13 protein-coding genes and 1 pseudogene are annotated in these 16,599 nt (G+C 44.4%); 13 read left to right on the top strand and 1 reads right to left on the bottom strand.

Annotation, left to right across the window (positions count from 1 at the left end):
• Positions 1 to 12: 12 nt before the first annotated feature.
• Genes REC12_RS06810 through REC12_RS06795 form a run of 4 tightly spaced genes read left to right on the top strand, consistent with a single transcriptional unit; the run spans position 13 to position 3,392 of the window.
• Complete coding sequence (locus tag REC12_RS06810) at positions 13 to 888, top strand: branched-chain amino acid ABC transporter permease (protein WP_308893088.1); 876 nt, start codon at positions 13 to 15, stop codon at positions 886 to 888.
• Between the two features lie 12 nt (positions 889 to 900).
• On the top strand, positions 901 to 1,863 hold the full coding sequence (locus REC12_RS06805) for a branched-chain amino acid ABC transporter permease (RefSeq protein WP_308893086.1): 963 nt from the start codon (positions 901 to 903) through the stop codon (positions 1,861 to 1,863).
• A gap of 12 nt (positions 1,864 to 1,875) precedes the next feature.
• A complete protein-coding gene (locus REC12_RS06800; protein WP_308893084.1) occupies positions 1,876 to 2,661 on the top strand; it encodes an ABC transporter ATP-binding protein in 786 nt (261 codons plus the stop codon).
• Positions 2,662 to 2,675: 14 nt separating this feature from the next.
• Positions 2,676 to 3,392: an ABC transporter ATP-binding protein gene (locus REC12_RS06795; RefSeq protein ID WP_308893083.1), complete on the top strand. Its 717-nt coding sequence runs from the start codon at positions 2,676 to 2,678 to the stop codon at positions 3,390 to 3,392.
• 291 nt (positions 3,393 to 3,683) lie between these two features.
• Here REC12_RS06795 and REC12_RS06790 read toward each other — a convergent pair whose 3' ends face one another.
• Positions 3,684 to 5,546, bottom strand: coding sequence for an ABC transporter ATP-binding protein (locus REC12_RS06790; protein WP_308893081.1), 1,863 nt, complete (start codon positions 5,544 to 5,546; stop codon positions 3,684 to 3,686).
• Between the two features lie 327 nt (positions 5,547 to 5,873).
• Here REC12_RS06790 and REC12_RS06785 point away from each other — a divergent pair, with 327 nt between their 5' ends.
• From REC12_RS06785 to mtgB, 9 genes and pseudogenes are all read left to right on the top strand, one after another.
• Entirely contained in the window at positions 5,874 to 6,545 is a 672-nt protein-coding gene (locus tag REC12_RS06785) for a GNAT family N-acetyltransferase (protein ID WP_308893079.1), read from the top strand.
• A 328-nt stretch (positions 6,546 to 6,873) separates the two neighbouring features.
• A complete protein-coding gene (locus REC12_RS06780) occupies positions 6,874 to 8,697 on the top strand; it encodes an LTA synthase family protein (protein ID WP_308893077.1) in 1,824 nt (607 codons plus the stop codon).
• A gap of 393 nt (positions 8,698 to 9,090) precedes the next feature.
• On the top strand, positions 9,091 to 10,815 hold the full coding sequence (locus REC12_RS06775) for a methyl-accepting chemotaxis protein (RefSeq protein WP_308893076.1): 1,725 nt from the start codon (positions 9,091 to 9,093) through the stop codon (positions 10,813 to 10,815).
• A 94-nt stretch (positions 10,816 to 10,909) separates the two neighbouring features.
• Positions 10,910 to 11,119, top strand: coding sequence for a DUF1657 domain-containing protein (locus tag REC12_RS06770; RefSeq protein ID WP_308893075.1), 210 nt, complete (start codon positions 10,910 to 10,912; stop codon positions 11,117 to 11,119).
• 249 nt (positions 11,120 to 11,368) lie between these two features.
• Positions 11,369 to 12,181, top strand: a pseudogene (locus REC12_RS06765) (quaternary amine ABC transporter ATP-binding protein); the annotation flags it as partial.
• Positions 12,182 to 12,194: 13 nt separating this feature from the next.
• A complete protein-coding gene (locus tag REC12_RS06760; RefSeq protein WP_308893074.1) occupies positions 12,195 to 13,034 on the top strand; it encodes an ABC transporter permease in 840 nt (279 codons plus the stop codon).
• Between the two features lie 18 nt (positions 13,035 to 13,052).
• On the top strand, positions 13,053 to 13,931 hold the full coding sequence (locus REC12_RS06755; RefSeq protein WP_308893072.1) for a glycine betaine ABC transporter substrate-binding protein: 879 nt from the start codon (positions 13,053 to 13,055) through the stop codon (positions 13,929 to 13,931).
• 237 nt (positions 13,932 to 14,168) lie between these two features.
• On the top strand, positions 14,169 to 15,089 hold the full coding sequence (mtgA, locus tag REC12_RS06750; RefSeq protein WP_308893104.1) for a [methyl-Co(III) glycine betaine-specific corrinoid protein]--tetrahydrofolate methyltransferase MtgA: 921 nt from the start codon (positions 14,169 to 14,171) through the stop codon (positions 15,087 to 15,089).
• Positions 15,090 to 15,136: 47 nt separating this feature from the next.
• A complete protein-coding gene (gene mtgB, locus REC12_RS06745; RefSeq protein ID WP_308893071.1) occupies positions 15,137 to 16,552 on the top strand; it encodes a glycine betaine--corrinoid protein methyltransferase in 1,416 nt (471 codons plus the stop codon).
• Positions 16,553 to 16,599: the final 47 nt, after the last annotated feature.

The raw sequence follows: 16,599 nt of genomic DNA, 5'->3' as shown, positions 1-16,599 counted from the left end.
GGAGTTGCCGCTATGTTTTTTCAGCAGCTAATTAACGGCTTAATGTTAGGGAGTGTCTATGCCCTGGTGGCTTTAGGCTACACGATGGTCTATGGAGTTATGAAATTTATTAATTTTGCCCACGGTGACGTCTATATGTGGGGAGGCTTTATCGGCTTATTCCTTGCACGCCTTTTAGGTGGCAATTACTTTCTGGTGTTGATTCTTACTATGATTCTCACGGGAATCTTAGGCGTTCTGGTAGAAAGAATTGCCTATAAACCTCTGAGAAAATCCCCTCGCTTAGTAGTTACCACGAGCGCTTTGGGGATGTCCATCGTTTTATCAAATTTAGCTCTGCTGCTTATTGGCTCGGAAACTTACCCCATGCCCAAAATTTTGGCAGTCCGGCAAATTCATTTGGGTTCTTTCGCGGTGATTAATACGACCCAAATTTTGGTTCTGGTCATAGCCGTGATCTTAATGTTTCTGCTTAACTGGTTTGTAAACCATACCCGCTACGGCCAAGCCATTCGAGCGACCTCTGAGGATTCGGAAACAGCCGGCCTGATGGGGATTAGTATGGACCAGGTTTTGGTGGTTACGTTTTTTGTGGGTTCCGCGTTGGGAGGAGCGGCAGGTCTTTTAGTTGGAACGTATTATGACGCTATCTATTCTACTATGGGCTATGCAGCCGGATTAAAGGCCTTCACGGCAGCTATCCTGGGCGGCATTGGCAGTATACCCGGCGCTATGGTCGGCGGCTTAGTACTGGGTGTCGTGGAGAACTTTGCCGGAGCCTGGATACCTAACTATCGGGACGGAATCGCTTTTATTGTCATGGTCCTGGTTCTGCTGTTTAAGCCGGGAGGCTTATTCAACGCTAATATTTATCAAAAAAGAGTCTAGGAGGTATTGTTAATGACAAGGACAAGGCTCTTACAGTACCTAGTGATCGGTATAGTTCTCATCCTCTGCCCTATTTTTATTACAAGCAGTTATATCATGCATATTGCGGTAACTATTGCTATTTACGGAATTCTGGTTCTCGGCTTAGAGCTGGTCCTCGGCCAAACCGGATTGTTTTCACTTGGCCACGCGGCTTTTTATGGGATGGGAGCTTACACATCGGCGTTAATCGTCATGTCCTTAGGTTTGCCCATTTGGATCGGGGCTATAGGAGCGGTGGTTGCCAGCGGACTTCTCGGCGCCCTTTTGGGGTTTCCGACCTTGCGTCTGCGGGGAGATTATTTAGCGATTGCAACTCTTGGTTTTGGAGAAATCTTTCGTTTGATTCTGGTTAACTGGGATTCCCTAACCAATGGACCCATGGGGTTGCCGGGGATTTCACGTCCGCAATTGTTTGGGCATATGTTCGACGAGACAATGTATTTCTATATGATCGTGATCGCTTTCTTCCTCTGTTTAGCGGCGGCATACAGGATAAGCGGTTCTTTTTTGGGACGTGCTTTTCGGGCTATACGCGACGATGAAGATGCCGCGGAATTTGTGGGCATTAATATCTCCAAATATAAAATCATGGCCTTTACGATAGGCGGAATGTATGCCGGCCTGGCGGGCAGCTTCTATGCCCATTATATTACCTTTATTAGCCCGGACACGTTCGTATATCAGGATTCGGCAACCCTGTTGGCAATGGTATTTTTAGGGGGGGCGGGAACTGTCGTAGGGCCGGTGCTCGGGGCAGTTGCCCTGGTGATATTGCCGGAAGCTCTGCGTTTTTTGGCGGCATGGCGAATGCTCGTGGTGGGGGTATTAATGGTTGTCATGATGATTTACCGTCCGCAAGGGATCATAGGCGGAGGGATACACTGGCCCTGGCAGCGCAAAGAAACACTGGCGGCTTTGGAGAAAAAACAGTGAGGAGGAGTGGGGATGCCTATTCTGGAGTTTGATAATGCCTCTAAATTCTTTGGCGGAGTGCGGGCCGTGGATGCTGTGAGCGCCGAAGTTTCAGCGGGAGAAATCACAAGCATCATCGGACCAAACGGAGCCGGGAAAACCACTCTTTTTAACCTGATTACCGGTGCTTACAAGTTAACCAGCGGAGATATTCGCTTCAATGGAAAATCCCTGGCGGGATATCCCGCCCATAGCATTCATGCTCTGGGCATTTCCCGAACCTTTCAAAATATTCGCTTATTCCCTTCGATGAACGTTCTGGCCAATATCATGATCGGTACTCAGTCACGCCAGAAACCTAAAGTATTGGACCTCTTAATTCCCGGCCGAAATAATCGGCTTGAGAAAACTATGAGGCAGAGCGCCGAAGGCGTACTTGATCTTCTTGGCCTGACCTCGAAAGCCGATTTAATGGCCTCGGCCCTGGCCTATGGCGAACAGCGCCGGGTCGAGATTGCCCGTGCTTTGGTCAATGATCCGGAGATTCTTTTGTTGGATGAACCATCGGCAGGCATGAATGTCAAAGAAGCCAAAGATTTGATGGAATTCATTGCGCGCATAAAAACGGAATTACACAAGACGGTTATCGTTATTGAACATAATATGCGCGTTGTACGTCATATATCGGATAGGCTGATTGTGCTTGATCACGGGTGTAAGATTGCGGACGGGGATCCCGAACAGGTTCTGCTTGATCCGCAAGTTGTTCAGGCCTATTTAGGCAAAAGTGAGCTGACGACATACGCCAAAGTGCAGTAGCAAGGGGTGAAAGAATGCTTAAGGTCAGTCAGTTAGAGGTTAAATATGGTGTGATAAAGGCAGTACAAGGTATCTCCCTGACTGTTGATCAGGGTGAGTTTGTCGTTCTTATTGGCAACAATGGCGCCGGAAAGACCTCTACACTAAAAGCAATTTGTGGTGTTAACCCGGTGAGCAGCGGTTTGGTTGAACTTAACGGTGAGGTCATCACGGGCAAACCTTCCTATAAGATAGCTGCTAAAAAAATAGCCATGGTTCCTGAAGGCAGGCATGCTTTTGCCGGTATGACGGTCCAGGAAAATCTGAGCATTGGAGCTTATTTGCGTCGGGATAAGGCCGGCATCCAAGAGGATAAAGAAATGGTTTACGGTCTTTTTCCGATACTTAAGGACCGCGCCCGTCAGATGGCAGGGACACTTTCGGGAGGAGAACAACAGATGCTGGTAATTGGCAGAGCTTTGATGTCAAAACCCGAGCTGCTTTTCCTGGATGAGCCGTCCCTTGGACTAGCCCCCATAGTGGTTGAAACCATTTTTGAAACAATTCAGCGCATAAACCGCCAGGGTATCTCTATTCTAATGGTAGAGCAGAATGCGTTTCTGTCCCTGTCAGTCGCTAAGAGGGGTTATGTAATGGATTCAGGCGCTATTGTACTTGAAGGTTCTGCCGAAGAACTGATGAACAATGAGATGGTAAAGAGAGTTTATCTCGGACAAGAGGACCTTAGCTGAAGTGAAGCCGGGGGTCCCACTCCCACTTGTAGAAGTGGGAGTCTCACGATTGGATGAATTGGAGAAATGCCCTGGGATATATACATTCCTTGAGGACCCTGCATGATGCTGCTTGGGGTCTTTATTTTTACTCTCTTTTAAATCCTCAGCCCGGCTAGTTAGGGGCCAATAACTATCCTTATAGCAACTACATTGCCAATAACCCCGTTAGATACTGTTTGATCCAGATCCTTTTCCGGTTGTAGAATGACTAGGAAAGCGCCCCCTATCCGAGAAAGGGGCGCTGTCAGTTCACTCGTGCAGAATACCGAACTGAGTTTCATACAGCTTCTTGTACAGGGGATTCGTATCCACTAAGTCATGATGAGTTCCTGAGGCTACGATTTTCCCCTTTTCCAGGACAATAATCTTATCGGCTGCAAGAATAGTGGATAGACGATGGGCGATGACAATTGCTGTCCTGCCTTTGAGTAAAAATGATAAGGCATCCTGAATTTTTCGTTCCACGACTGTGTCTAAGGCACTCGTCGCTTCGTCTAAAAGGACGATTCTTGGACTTTGCAGCAAAACCCGGGCAATGGCCAGACGTTGCCGCTCTCCGCCGGAGAGGCGGTATCCCCGTTCCCCAACGACAGTTTGGTAGCCTAAAGGTAAATCTGCGATGGTGTCATGAATCTGGGCCGCTTTACAGGCAGCTTCCATTTCTTCTTGGGTAGCGGTCTCTTTGGCCAGAAGCAGGTTATTGCAGACCGTATCGTGGAAAAAGAAAGGGTCTTGGGGTACCAGTCCCATTTGGGAACGTAATGATTCCAAGGACAGAGTTCGGCATTCCAATCCGTCCAATAATAGCCGCCCGGATATCGGATCACTGAAGCGGGGAATTAAATTTAAGAGGGTTGTCTTTCCCGCTCCGCTGGGGCCGACGAGGGCAACGGTTTGTCCGGGTTCCACTGTCAAATTTATCTCTTGTAAAGCAAGTTTCCCATCGTCGGTGTTAGTTTCATTTCGGTAGGAAAAGGAGACATCTTTCAATTCAATGCGTCCCCGGACACTGTTGGCCGGGATCGTGACAGGGCCATCTTCAACTTGAGGTTTAATGTCCATGATTGCATAAATCCGCCGGAATAACGCTATGGACGAAAGGATATTAACGTGGATCTGAGCTAACTGGCTGAGAGGTCCGTATAATTTTGACAGCAGCGCAGTAAAGGCAACGATAACCCCAAGATTCATTTTCTGGTTGATGACTAACCAGCCGCCATACCCCCACAGTAAAGCCGGACCAATGGAGGAGAACATTCCCAGCCACATGAATAGCCAGCGTCCGATAAGTCCTTGACGAACTTGCAAATCCCGCAATTTATTGTTGGCAAGGGCGAATTTTTTTTCTTCACTGGACTCGCGGCTGAATATTCGAATTAGTAGCGCCCCGCTTACTCCCAGTGTTTCACTTAACTGAACCGTGACTGCAGAGAGCCATTGCTGAGTTTCAGCCTGAAGTTTCTGCCGTATTCTGCCTACCTTTTGGGTAGGGATAACGAAACCGGGGACAACAATAATCGCGAGCAGGGACATCCGCCAATTCATTTCAAACATTAATATTAAAGTGGCAGTAATGGTTAGCAAGTTGCTGATAAATCCCACGAGTGTGGAAGTGATGACATTTTGAATCGCTGTGACGTCGTTGATGATCCGAGATACAAGATCTCCGGCTTGACGCGAAGCAAAAAAATTTACTGTCTGCCGTTGGAGGTTGGCAAAAAGAGCTAAACGGTAATCTGCCATTATGTTTTGCGCGATTAAATTACTAAGCCAGTTTTGCCAAACACCGAGTAGTCCTGTAATGACCGCCGTTGCTATAAGGGCTATGGTTAGCCAGATTACGATAGACAGCCGGCCCTTTTGGATACCGTCGTCTATAATTTTTTGTGTCAGCCAAGCAGGTATTACGCCTCCTATGGAAGTTATGAAAATTATTATGGTAACCAAAACGGCTTTAGGCCGATAAGGGATAAAGGCCTTAAGCACTCGCTTAATGATGGTCCAGTCCAGATGCTCTTTACTGGCCAATTCTCTTAATTGCCAGCGTTTTCCTCCCGAACTGCCTCCTCCTGAACTGGAACCAAGTCCCATACTATGAAAGCCCACTCCCATTTAATAACACCTCTCTAACAAGTCATTTTGACTCAGCAACGATCAGAAAAAAGAATTGTAAATAATCGGTATTGGAAGCCGTAACCAGCAATCTTAATGGGATCTTGATATAAAAATCATAGCGAGTTCACAATATCTTGATACCTATAAATTATGCTAAGGTTATGGATTCTGGATATATTATCCACAGCCTGGGGCAAGATAATCCATTTCTCTGAGGATGAGCCCTGTTGACAATATCTTAACATCTTTGCGAAATATATTCCTAATTGCACGGTTATCCTAATACTAGGGCTCTGGTAAATTATACAAAAAAGAGGTATGCTTGTGTCAATCAATAATTGTAATTGCAAAAACTCCAAACCAATAATCGTAGAGCAGATTCAACCTGATGATATACAAGCCGTTGTTAACTTGTACAGAAAGTCTTTTCGCAATCATTTTCTTGGACATATGGGACAACGATTTCTTACTCTTTTTGTATCAGAGTTTGTGAATTCCGCAGATAATTTTGGCTATGTGGCCTGGTTTAATCATGAGGCAGTGGGGTTTATCCTGGCCACTACGACAGATACGCTTTTCAGTAAATTTTATCGTAAAAACTTTCCGGTCTTGGCCGTAATTACTATGTCCAGATATTTTCGGGACCCTTTTATTCGGAAACATATCGGCAAGAGATTTGGACATATATATACCGCTCTAAAAGCTTTATTTTCCTTTTCCGCCAAACGTGTCAATAACTGCGGACAAAAGAGGAAATCACCTGTGCTGGCGACGGCCAGATTATTAGCGATAGCTGTTGACAAGCACTACAGGGGGCTGGGGGTAGCAAGCAAACTGACAAGTCATTTTTGCAAGGAAATGAAAGTCAAGGGTTTTAAACAGGTAGGCTTGTCAACATTGAGATGGAATCGCCGGGCGATAAATTTTTACCAAAAAGATGGCTGGACAGAAGAAAAATGTAATGAAACGTCAGTTTATTTCTCACGAATACTATGATTTGGTTTAAGTTACAATAATATGGCAAAATATTATGATACATGGAGGAACGTGAGTGCGAATCAAGCTTAAACAATATTTTTCAACCAAGTGTAAATTAAAGAATGTAAATTTTATATACATAATTTTTATCCCGTTAATTTGTTTATTAGCTCTAGAGCTATTTTCTTATGGGAATTTTTTTGATGTTTATACCTGGCTTCTACAATATCCTAAACAATTTTTCCTAAATTATATATTAATGTTTGGAATAATCAATGTCTTTTACATCTTTCCTCGCCCCGTTTATTTAACGGTCTCATGCATTCAAACGGGCTTATTCTCCATTTTGGGTTCTATTAGCAGAGAAAAATTTGTTGCCAAAGGCTCTCCCCTGGTACCTTCGGATTTTTCTTTAGCGAAAGAAGCTGTGGAGATATCCGCACGTTTTAAGGATATCTATATCTGGTTATCACTCATTGTTCTTGGCATCATTGTTTTGATTGTTTTAATTTTGAAGTTTACACCTCACGAGAACTATAAATGGCGCAACAAAGCAGCGATATTTTTAATCGCCGTTGCAATGGTGACTGCTTTTTACACGAAGTTTGGAGCCATACAAGAAACCTTTTCACTGGAATTAATTAATTTGAGCCAGAGGATGAATTATGACGAAAATGGCATGATGCTCGGATTTTTGCTTAATGCCGAATATCTTAAAGTGCAAGTTCCTGCGGATTATCAGGAAAGTACGATACAGCAGATCATCGACACGACGAAAAAAACTTATTCAACAGACCCTAATTTCAAGCCTAATATAATTTTCGTCATGAGTGAGGCATTTTGGGACCCGACTCTTTTGAAAAATGTGTCCTTCAACAAAGATCCCATTCCTTTTTTTCATTCCCTGCAAAAGTCCCAGACTAACGGTATCATGCTTTCGCCGGTTTATGGCGGTGGGACAGCCAATACGGAATTTGAGGCTTTAACCGGATTTTCCACGCAATACCTGCCCAGTGGCTCAATACCTTATGCCCAATATGTTAACAAGCCGATTGAGGCTCTGCCGACAATTTTACAGAGGCAAGGTTATGCGACATCAGCTATTCACACCTACGACAATTGGTTCTATAATCGAAATAATGTCTATAAAGAATTGGGCTTTGACAAATTTTTTAGTAAAGAATTCTTCAATGATCCGGAATATAAAGGGCAATATATTCGCGATACGGAATTAAGTCAAAAAATTCTGGACGAAGTAAAAGAAACCAATCAACCGGATTTTATCTATGCTGTTTCCATGCAGAACCATGGACCTTATTCTGATCTTGAAAATCCGCAAAACACTGTCCAGTGTACGGATAGTAATTTAAGCGCGGCTTCCAAAGCGCTGCTGGATAACTACAGCAACTCTGTTGCTGATGTCGATCAATCGATCAAGTTACTGATTGACGGCTTGAAACAGATTAATCAACCCACTGTCGTTATTTTCTATGGCGATCATCTCCCCATGCTTGGGGACGATTATAGCGTCTATAAGGAAGCCGGTTTTATCAATGGTGATAATTCCTATCAAGATTATTTAAACCTGCACAGCGTTCCTTTTGTTACTTGGAACAATTTTACGACGGCTAAGCCTACGCAAAACCTGCGTTTGTCGGCTAACTTTATGGGAACGTATGCCCTGCAGCTTGCCCAAAAATCCGGCAGCCCCATGACGGATTTCCTGTCAGGCCTTATGCAGAACGGTTCGGACGTTGTTCTTCCCTCCGAGTATTCAGGTCAGGAGAAAATAACTCCTAATGAAGCAAATCAATATCAGCAGTTGCAATACGATCTGCTTTTCGGAAAAGAATATGCCTATCAAAGTGGAGAAAACCAAAAACCCCCGGCGAATACCGGCTATATCCAGGGAGACGGAAAAGTAACCATTACAAATGCCGCAGCTGCCAATGATGCGCTGGAGATTTCCGGCGAAAATTTTGTGGAAAATGACAAGGTTTACATTGATGGCAAATTAATTAAGTCCACTTTTAAAGATTCAAACGGACTGTCCGTCAGTCTGGAGGACTTATCCAAATACAAATATCCCCTAAAAATCCAGATTGAACTATCCGATAGTATGAACAAAATCATCTCTCAATCCAATGTCTATCAATTGTCAAAAAAATAATCACAACATTTTTTCCTATCCTCAATTTTATTTATTGCGAGCGTATTTCTTTTTGCTTAAAAGCCCTGTTATAGGAGATTTTATAAGGCGCCAAAGAGGCAGATAAAAGGCGAGAAAACAGGCAACAATTATAGAAGCCGATGTTTGCTGAATATATGGAAGAAACCAGGGGCCTTAGTTCAGCCTTTAAGCCTCCAAAGGAAATTACAGACTATTTCGTGAAAAATGGTATTATTTAAAATAATACCAGCTATTTAAATTAAAATAGCTTTTCTCAAACTAATAGTTTCTACATAGAAATAACAAATAGCCTGCGCCTCCCCTGACAACTAATGCAAGAAGGATATATGTAGTATAATGGCAATAATTTAAGGAACAGAAAGAGGTGGAGGAATGTTTAGTTTTTTAAACAACGTATCCTGGAAATTAAAGCTGACCGTTAGCTTTCTTATACTAGCTTGTTTGGTCGGTATTGTTGGCTTTATCGGAGTAAAAAACTTAACAGCGATTAATGCCAATGGCAGCAAAATCTATTCCAACGATCTTATGGCCATGGAAGAACTCAATCGTGTGCGGGCAAACTTCTTGGAAAACCGCTTTTCAGCGATACTTTTTTATTACACAACAGATAAAGCTAAGCAACAGACCATAAAGCAATCAATCTCGGACGTCTCTAACGGTAACACTAAAGATGAGGATGACTACGACAAGAAATATGGATCTGGCCTTTCAGCCGAGGAAAAGCAATTATTTAAAAATTTCAGAGATAATCAAATCGAGCATCGCAACATACGGAACAAGATGTTTCAGCTGGTAGAGGCCGGGAATCTTACTGAAGCCGGAAAGGTTCTGGACCAATTCGCCCAAGCTACCGATAAAAGTTTAGGTGACATGGATAAACTAATTTCATCTCATGAGCGAGATGCCAGCCAACGGCAAATAAATAATCAAAGCAACTATGAACGAACTCTTGCTATTATGTTTACTCTGATTGGAATCAGCGTCCTATTTGCCCTGATTATTGGTTTGTTTTTATCACGGAATCTAACGAAACGCTTGGCTAATATCATTCGTATTGCGGAGGCTTTGGGTAATGAAGATCTAACTCAGCAATTAAAAATTTACGGCAGCGACGAAATTGGACAGTTAGGTATTTCCATTAATAAAGCCACCTCAAATATGGAAGAGCTGGTGACAGCGATCAGTGACAGCTGTCAAACTATGAACGCTCAATCCCAGGAATTGTCCGCCACCACGGAGGAGCTTTTAGCAAGCATGCAGGTTATTCAACAGTCCTCTCAGCAAATAGTTCAAGGTTCTGAAGAACTTAGTGCCAGTACCGAAGAAGTTGGAGCTTCTTCGCTAGAAATCCAGGAATTCACGAAACAATTGGCAACCAAAGCCGATGAAGGGCAGCATAATGCGGCGGGAATTAAAGAACGGGCCAGTAACGTTAAAAATCGAGGTATGCGAGCGATCCATGAAGCAGAAATTCTCTATAAAGACAAAGAAGTAAATGTCAAGAAAGCGTTGGATGAAGCTAAAGTCGTGGAAGAAATTAAAGTTATGGCGGAAACGATTGGAAGCATTTCCGAACAAACCAATCTTCTGTCCCTTAATGCCAGTATTGAGGCCGCCCGGGCCGGAGAAGCGGGTAGGGGCTTTTCTGTGGTTGCGGATGAAGTCCGTAAATTAGCGGAGCAGTCTCAATTAGCCGTCGGGAATATCCACAATGTTATCAGTGTGGTGCAGAGTGCCTTTAATAATCTGATCTTGAATACTCAGGAATTGCTGGGATTTATTGAATCGAAAGTAAGACCGGATTATGAAGCTTATGCCCACACAGGAACACAATATGAAGAGGATGCCCGCTTCGTAAATCAAATGTCGGAAGAGCTGTCATCATCGACACAAGCAATGAGTCAGGTCATTGCCCAGATCAGCCAGGCAATTCAGAATGTTTCCTCGACAGCCCAGGAGTCTGCTTCGAGCTCTGAAGAAATTTCTAAGAGTATAATTCAGACGACGATGGCCATTGAGCAGGTCAGCCAATCGGCTCAAGCCCAGGTAGAACTGTCCACAAAACTGAGTGAGTTGGTTGGACGGTTTAAGCTCTAACTCAATGACAAAGGTAAAATCCCGCCGAAACTAAAGATAGTGTATTAAATACAAAAGCAATGCGCATGCTATTCTTAAATAAGGAGGGATTAATTTGACGGTACAAGCAGATTTGGAAAAGGCAGTAGCCGCCGCACAATCGGCCCTTGGGACATACGAAACCTTTGCCTGTTCAACGCTCGATGAAACTGCCAAGCAAATGTTTAATGAATTGTCCACCGATATGGAGCGTCATGTCGCTCTACTTAGAGGTCGACTTGCATACGTAACCCAGAATAACACGATGAATAAGCCTTTGGGTTAAAACACAGCCTTCATAAATACCCGCTCCCGACAAATAACGGAGCGGGTATTTAATTGCCCTAAGATTACTACAAACCAGGATTATTTAGATTATAATAGGGAGGGATAAAAATGCCGGCCGCAGCAATTGGACAGTAATAGTGGGAATTTTCAAAAATGAGACATATGTAGTAAAACAAGCAAAAACGTAGTAATTGTCTAAAAGGAAAAGGTGTTATCATAAATTTATAGTTGTCTAGGGAGGGAGACTATGACTAAAATCGAAGTAAGAAATCTTGTAAAGGTCTATGGCTCTCAAACGAAAAAGGCCTTGGAAATGTTGCGGAAAGATGCCACTAAGGAAGAGATTTTGACTAAAACGGGGCAAACGGTTGCGGTTAATGATGTGAGTTTTTCGGTACAAGCGGGAGAAACCTTTGTGATTATGGGTTTATCAGGATGTGGCAAGTCAACGATTTTACGCTGTCTCAACCGTCTGATTGAGCCGACTTTAGGAAATGTAATCTTAGATGGGCAAGATATTACAAAGTTGAGTTCACGTGAGTTACGGCAAATCAGACAAACGAAAACGGCGATGGTTTTTCAGCAATTTGCATTACTGCCTCATCGAACAGTTTTACAAAATGCTGTTTTTGGGTTAGAGGTTCAAGGAGTTGCGAAGGAAGAGCGGGAACATCAGGCCCAAAAAGCGCTGGCTTTAGTGGGCTTGGCGGGGAGGGAAAGTTTTTATCCCGACGAATTGAGCGGGGGTATGAAGCAAAGAGTGGGCTTAGCGCGAGCCTTGGCTAATAATCCGGACATTTTGTTGATGGATGAGGCCTTTAGCGCTTTGGACCCCTTGATACGTGAAGAAATGCAAAATGAACTTCTGCTTTTACAAAAACAAGTGAATAAGACAATTGTCTTCATCACCCACGATTTATCGGAGGCACTCAAATTAGGTGACCGTATTGCCTTTGTCCGGGATGGCTCATTAGTACAAGTCGGCACGCCTGAAGAGATCATCAATCGTCCGGTTGACGATTATGTTGCGAAGTTCGTTAACATAATCATGCAGACAAAGGGAGGCGCTGGAGATGTATCGAATACCTTTGGGGCAATACGTTAGTACGGGAGTGGATTGGCTGCTCAGGCGTTATGGTCACGTCTTTGACGCTTTCTCAGCTGGGATCAATGTATTTATTCATGCTTTGAAAAACGGTCTGAGCCTATTGCCTTGGTGGCTGTTGATACTGGTGGTAGTGTTGCTGGCCTGGCGTGTGAAAAATTGGCGTTTAGCGCTTGGTTCAGGTTTAGGATTATTGTTAATCTATAATTTAGAGCTCTGGCCTTCTTTTATAGATACTTTGGTACTTGTTCTGATTTCCGCCTTGGTTTCCATGATTATTGGACTACCTATCGGCATAGCCGCGGCGGGCAGCAAAAGATTTGAACGTTTGATGTCTCCGCTTCTGGATTTTATGCAGACCATGCCGTCCTTTGTCTACTTAATTCCGGCTTTGATGTTTTTTGGTTTGGGAACCGTGCCCGCTGTTTTTGCAACGGTAATTTTCTCCATGCCCCCGGTCATTCGCCTGACAAATTTAGGAATAAGGCAGGTGCCTGTCGATTTGGTCGAAGTAGGGGAAGCATTCGGATCGACTCCTTGGCAGTTGCTGTGGAAAATCCAGTTGCCGTTGGCTTTGCCGACCATAATGGCGGGCATCAATCAGACCATGATGCTTTCTCTTTCTATGGTGGTCATTGCTGCCATGATTGGTTCCGGTGGTTTCGGACAGGGGGTATTGGCCGGAATATCTCAGATGGATATTGGCAAGGGTTTTGAAAATGGTTTGGCGGTTGTCATTTTAGCGATGATTTTAGATCGTCTAAGCCAGGGGTTTATTCGCAGCCCCAGAAAAATTAACAGATCTTAAACATGAGGAGGGAGAGTCGTGAAGAAAAAGAGAAGGTGGACCCCAATTAGTGCCTTAGCCCTGATTATTTTGCTCACTGTTTCCATAGCAACGGGTTGCGGACAACAGTCGGGCGGACAGGACGCTAAGCCCTTGATTAAAATCGGTTATATTAATTGGCAGGAAGATGTTGCGGTTACTTATCTCTGGCAGGAAATTTTACAGGAAAAAGGTTATCAGGTTGAATTATTGAGTGTCGATGCCGCACCTCTCTTTGTGGGCTTAAATAAAGGTGATCTGGATTTATTTTTAGACAGTTGGCTGCCGATAACTCAGCAGGCCTACTGGGAAAAATACAAGGACAAGCTTGATGATTACGGTTCCTGGTATACGGGTGAGGCTAAAATAGGATTAGCGGTACCGACCTATGTCAATCTTGACTCCATAACTCAATTAAACGACCAAAAAGCTAATTTTGGCGGACAAATTATTGGCATTGATCCCGGGGCGGGAATTATGAAATCCGCCGATAAAGCGCAGAAGGATTACGCCTTGAACTATGATATTGTCCAGGGCAGCGAAGCCGCCATGCTGGCGGCCTTAGACAAAGCGTACAAAGAAAAAAAACCGATTGTCATTACGGCCTGGAGTCCACACTGGATGTTCAGCAAATATGACCTGAAGTATTTAACAGACCCTAAAAAGGATTTTGGCTCATCCGAGGGTTTACATGTTCTGGCGAACAAGGACTTCACCCTGAAGCAGCCTGCTGTTGCCGCAATGCTGAAGAAGTTTAAGCTCAATGATCAACAAATAGGCACTTTGGAGGATTTGATCAACCAAGGGTTGTCTCCTCAGGATGCCGCCAAGAAATGGATCAGCACTAACCAAACGGTCGTTAACAGTTGGCTGAAATAGATCATTATAAATAATAATCCAAAAATGTCAGAACTCAGGATATTCACCTGAGTTCTGACATTTTCTGCTAAGTTAAAAGAATAATCGGAATTTTAAATATGGACTTAAATGTAGTAAAACGAGCATAAATGTAGTGAAAAATGGCAAGTGATTCGGTGTTAAGATAATAACAGGAGAAATAATTAAAAAATTGCACCAGGTTAAGTTCTTAACACTATGAATTTGGGGGAATGAATGATGCTTAAGTATACTTCGGAACAGCATGTCTACGATATCAATGGAGTTAAGGTAGGCGGACAACCTGGTCAATACCCCACAGTATTGATCGGCAGTATCTTTTATCGCGGGCATAAAATTGTTCAAGATGGGATGAAAGGAATTTTTGATGAAGCCGCTGCCAAAGCTCTCTTGGATCAGGAAGCCGAATTAAGTGCCGAGACCGGCAATCCGTGTATTATCGATGTTTTAGGTGAGTCCGTGGAGGCCCTGACCCGTTATGTGGAATTTGTCATGAAAAACTCGCAGGCTCCCTTCTTGCTGGATAGTATCAGCCCTGAGGTCCGGGTAGGCGCTTTGAAGCAGCTTGGCAAAGATCCGGAAATTCGTAAAAGACTAATCTATAATTCGATTGAAGAACATTACTCTGAGCAAGAATTAGAAGTGATCAAAGCAAGCGGAATTAAGACCGCGGTCATATTGGCCTTTAGCAATAAAGCCTTAAAGCCCAAAGCCAGAATTAAGCTTTTAACGGGTGACGGGGAGAAGGAAGGGCTTATAAGCGCGGCAAAACGTGCAGGAATTGAACAGTTCTTAATTGACCCCGGTGTTCTGGATGTGCCCAGTGCCAGTTGGACAAGTGAAGCGATTAACGTTGTCAAGGAGGAATTCGGCTATCCGGGAGGGTGCGCACCTTCCAATGCGGTTTACTTGTGGAAGAAGATGCGTTCGAAAGGATCGCCGTTCTTTGAAGTTGCCGGAGCCGCCGTCTTTACTTATCCGGTCACTCAAGGCGCCAACTTTGTTCTCTACGGTCCGATGGTCAACGCTCCGTGGGTATACCGGGCAGTGGCCACTACCGATGCTATGATGGCTTATAATAATAAACTATCCGGTACGAAATTAGGAACTTCCGACCATCCGCTGTTAAAGCTTTTCTAAACGACGAAGGTCGTTGCAATATTAGAAACTGATAAGGAGTGTTTGCCGTGTTACTAAAGTATAATGTTTTGACCCAAGAGCAAGTAACGCTGATTCATGATGAAACCATGAAGATTCTTGAAGAGATCGGTATGGAGTTTGAATATGAACCGGCCTTGGAGGTCTTCAAAGCACAGGGTCAAAGGGTTGAGGGCACACGTGTTTATTTTAAACGGGATTTTATCGAAGCTAAAGTTCGTTTAGCGCCCTCGCAATTCACTCTCCATGCCAGGAACCCAGAACACAACTTAGTCTGCGGCGGAGAAAATATCATCTATATGCCAGGCTACGGGGCGCCTTTTATCCATGAGGTTGACGGTACGCGCCGCAAAACGACCATGCAGGATTATGATAACTTTGTAAAATTAGCGGGTGCCAGCAAAAATATGCATATGACAGGCGGGACCGTCGCCGAACCCCAGGATATCCCCGATGAAATCCGCCATTTAAAAATGCTTTACAGTTCGATTACCAACTCAGACAAGTGCTTTATGGGCAGTGCGGAGGGTCGGGAACGCGCCGAAGACTCCATCGAAATGGCTGCCATTCTCTTCGGCGGTAAAGATGTCATTAAGGAAAAACCTGTGCTTATCTCCTTGATCAACTCCTTAACCCCCTTGAAATATGATGAAAGAATGCTGGGAGCAATGATGGCTTATGCTGAAGCCGGTCAAGCAGTTGTGATCGCTTCCCTGGTAATGGCCGGTTCGACGGGACCTGCCGCTCTGGCTGGGACTTTAGCCCTGCAAAATGCGGAGGTGCTGGCCGGAATAGCTCTCGCGCAAAGCATTAATCCGGGAACCCCGGTTGTCTACGGCTCAACTTCGGCGCTCAGCGACATGCATAGCGGAAGCCTCTCCATCGGCAGCCCTGAGTGTGCCTTGTTTATCTCGGCCAGCGCCCAGCTTGCCCGTTTCTACGAAGTTCCCAGCCGGTCCGGAGGAGGCCTGAATGATTCCAAGATTGTGGATGCCCAAGCCGGGTATGAGTCGATGATGACCTTAATGGCTGCCAGCGTCACCGGAATTAACTTTGTTCTGCATACGGCCGGGATCTTGCAATACTTCATGGCCATGTCTTATGAAAAATTCATGATGGACGATGAAATGGCCGGTATGCTCTTACACTATCTGAAAGGCTTCAACTTTGACGAAGACGGCATGGCTTTCGACGTTATTGCCAAGGTCGGACCCGGCGGGCACTTCCTTACCCAGAAGCATACTCGCAAAAACCACAAAAGAGAGTTTCGCACACCGCAATTAAGCGATCGGACAGCTTTCGAATCCTGGTCTAAGGAAAAGCTGGATACGAATCAAAGGGCATGCAAAAAATGGCAGGAAGTTCTGGCCAATTATGTCCCCCCTGTACTGGATGAGACGATTAACAGCCAGTTGCTGGATTTTATCGCCAAACGTTCGGAATAGGAGCGAAGTCTGCAGCAGTATTATGACTGAAGTCTGCAGCAGTATTA

This window comes from Candidatus Desulfosporosinus nitrosoreducens, from assembly GCF_030954495.1.
GTDB lineage: Bacteria > Bacillota > Desulfitobacteriia > Desulfitobacteriales > Desulfitobacteriaceae > Desulfosporosinus > Desulfosporosinus nitrosoreducens.
The sequence above is the reverse complement of the archived record's forward strand: the minus strand, read 5'-3'. Positions and strand labels throughout refer to the sequence as shown.

Excerpts from the sequence above, each read along its gene's own strand:
- REC12_RS06810 (WP_308893088.1), top strand. The coding sequence starts at position 13 with ATGTTTTTTCAGCAGCTAATTAACGGCTTAATGTTAGGGAGTGTCTAT.
- REC12_RS06805 (WP_308893086.1), top strand. The coding sequence starts at position 901 with ATGACAAGGACAAGGCTCTTACAGTACCTAGTGATCGGTATAGTTCTC.
- REC12_RS06800 (WP_308893084.1), top strand. The coding sequence starts at position 1,876 with ATGCCTATTCTGGAGTTTGATAATGCCTCTAAATTCTTTGGCGGAGTG.
- REC12_RS06795 (WP_308893083.1), top strand. The coding sequence starts at position 2,676 with ATGCTTAAGGTCAGTCAGTTAGAGGTTAAATATGGTGTGATAAAGGCA.
- REC12_RS06790 (WP_308893081.1), bottom strand. The coding sequence starts at position 5,546 with ATGGGAGTGGGCTTTCATAGTATGGGACTTGGTTCCAGTTCAGGAGGA.
- REC12_RS06775 (WP_308893076.1), top strand. The coding sequence starts at position 9,091 with ATGTTTAGTTTTTTAAACAACGTATCCTGGAAATTAAAGCTGACCGTT.
- REC12_RS06760 (WP_308893074.1), top strand. The coding sequence starts at position 12,195 with ATGTATCGAATACCTTTGGGGCAATACGTTAGTACGGGAGTGGATTGG.
- mtgA (WP_308893104.1), top strand. The coding sequence starts at position 14,169 with ATGCTTAAGTATACTTCGGAACAGCATGTCTACGATATCAATGGAGTT.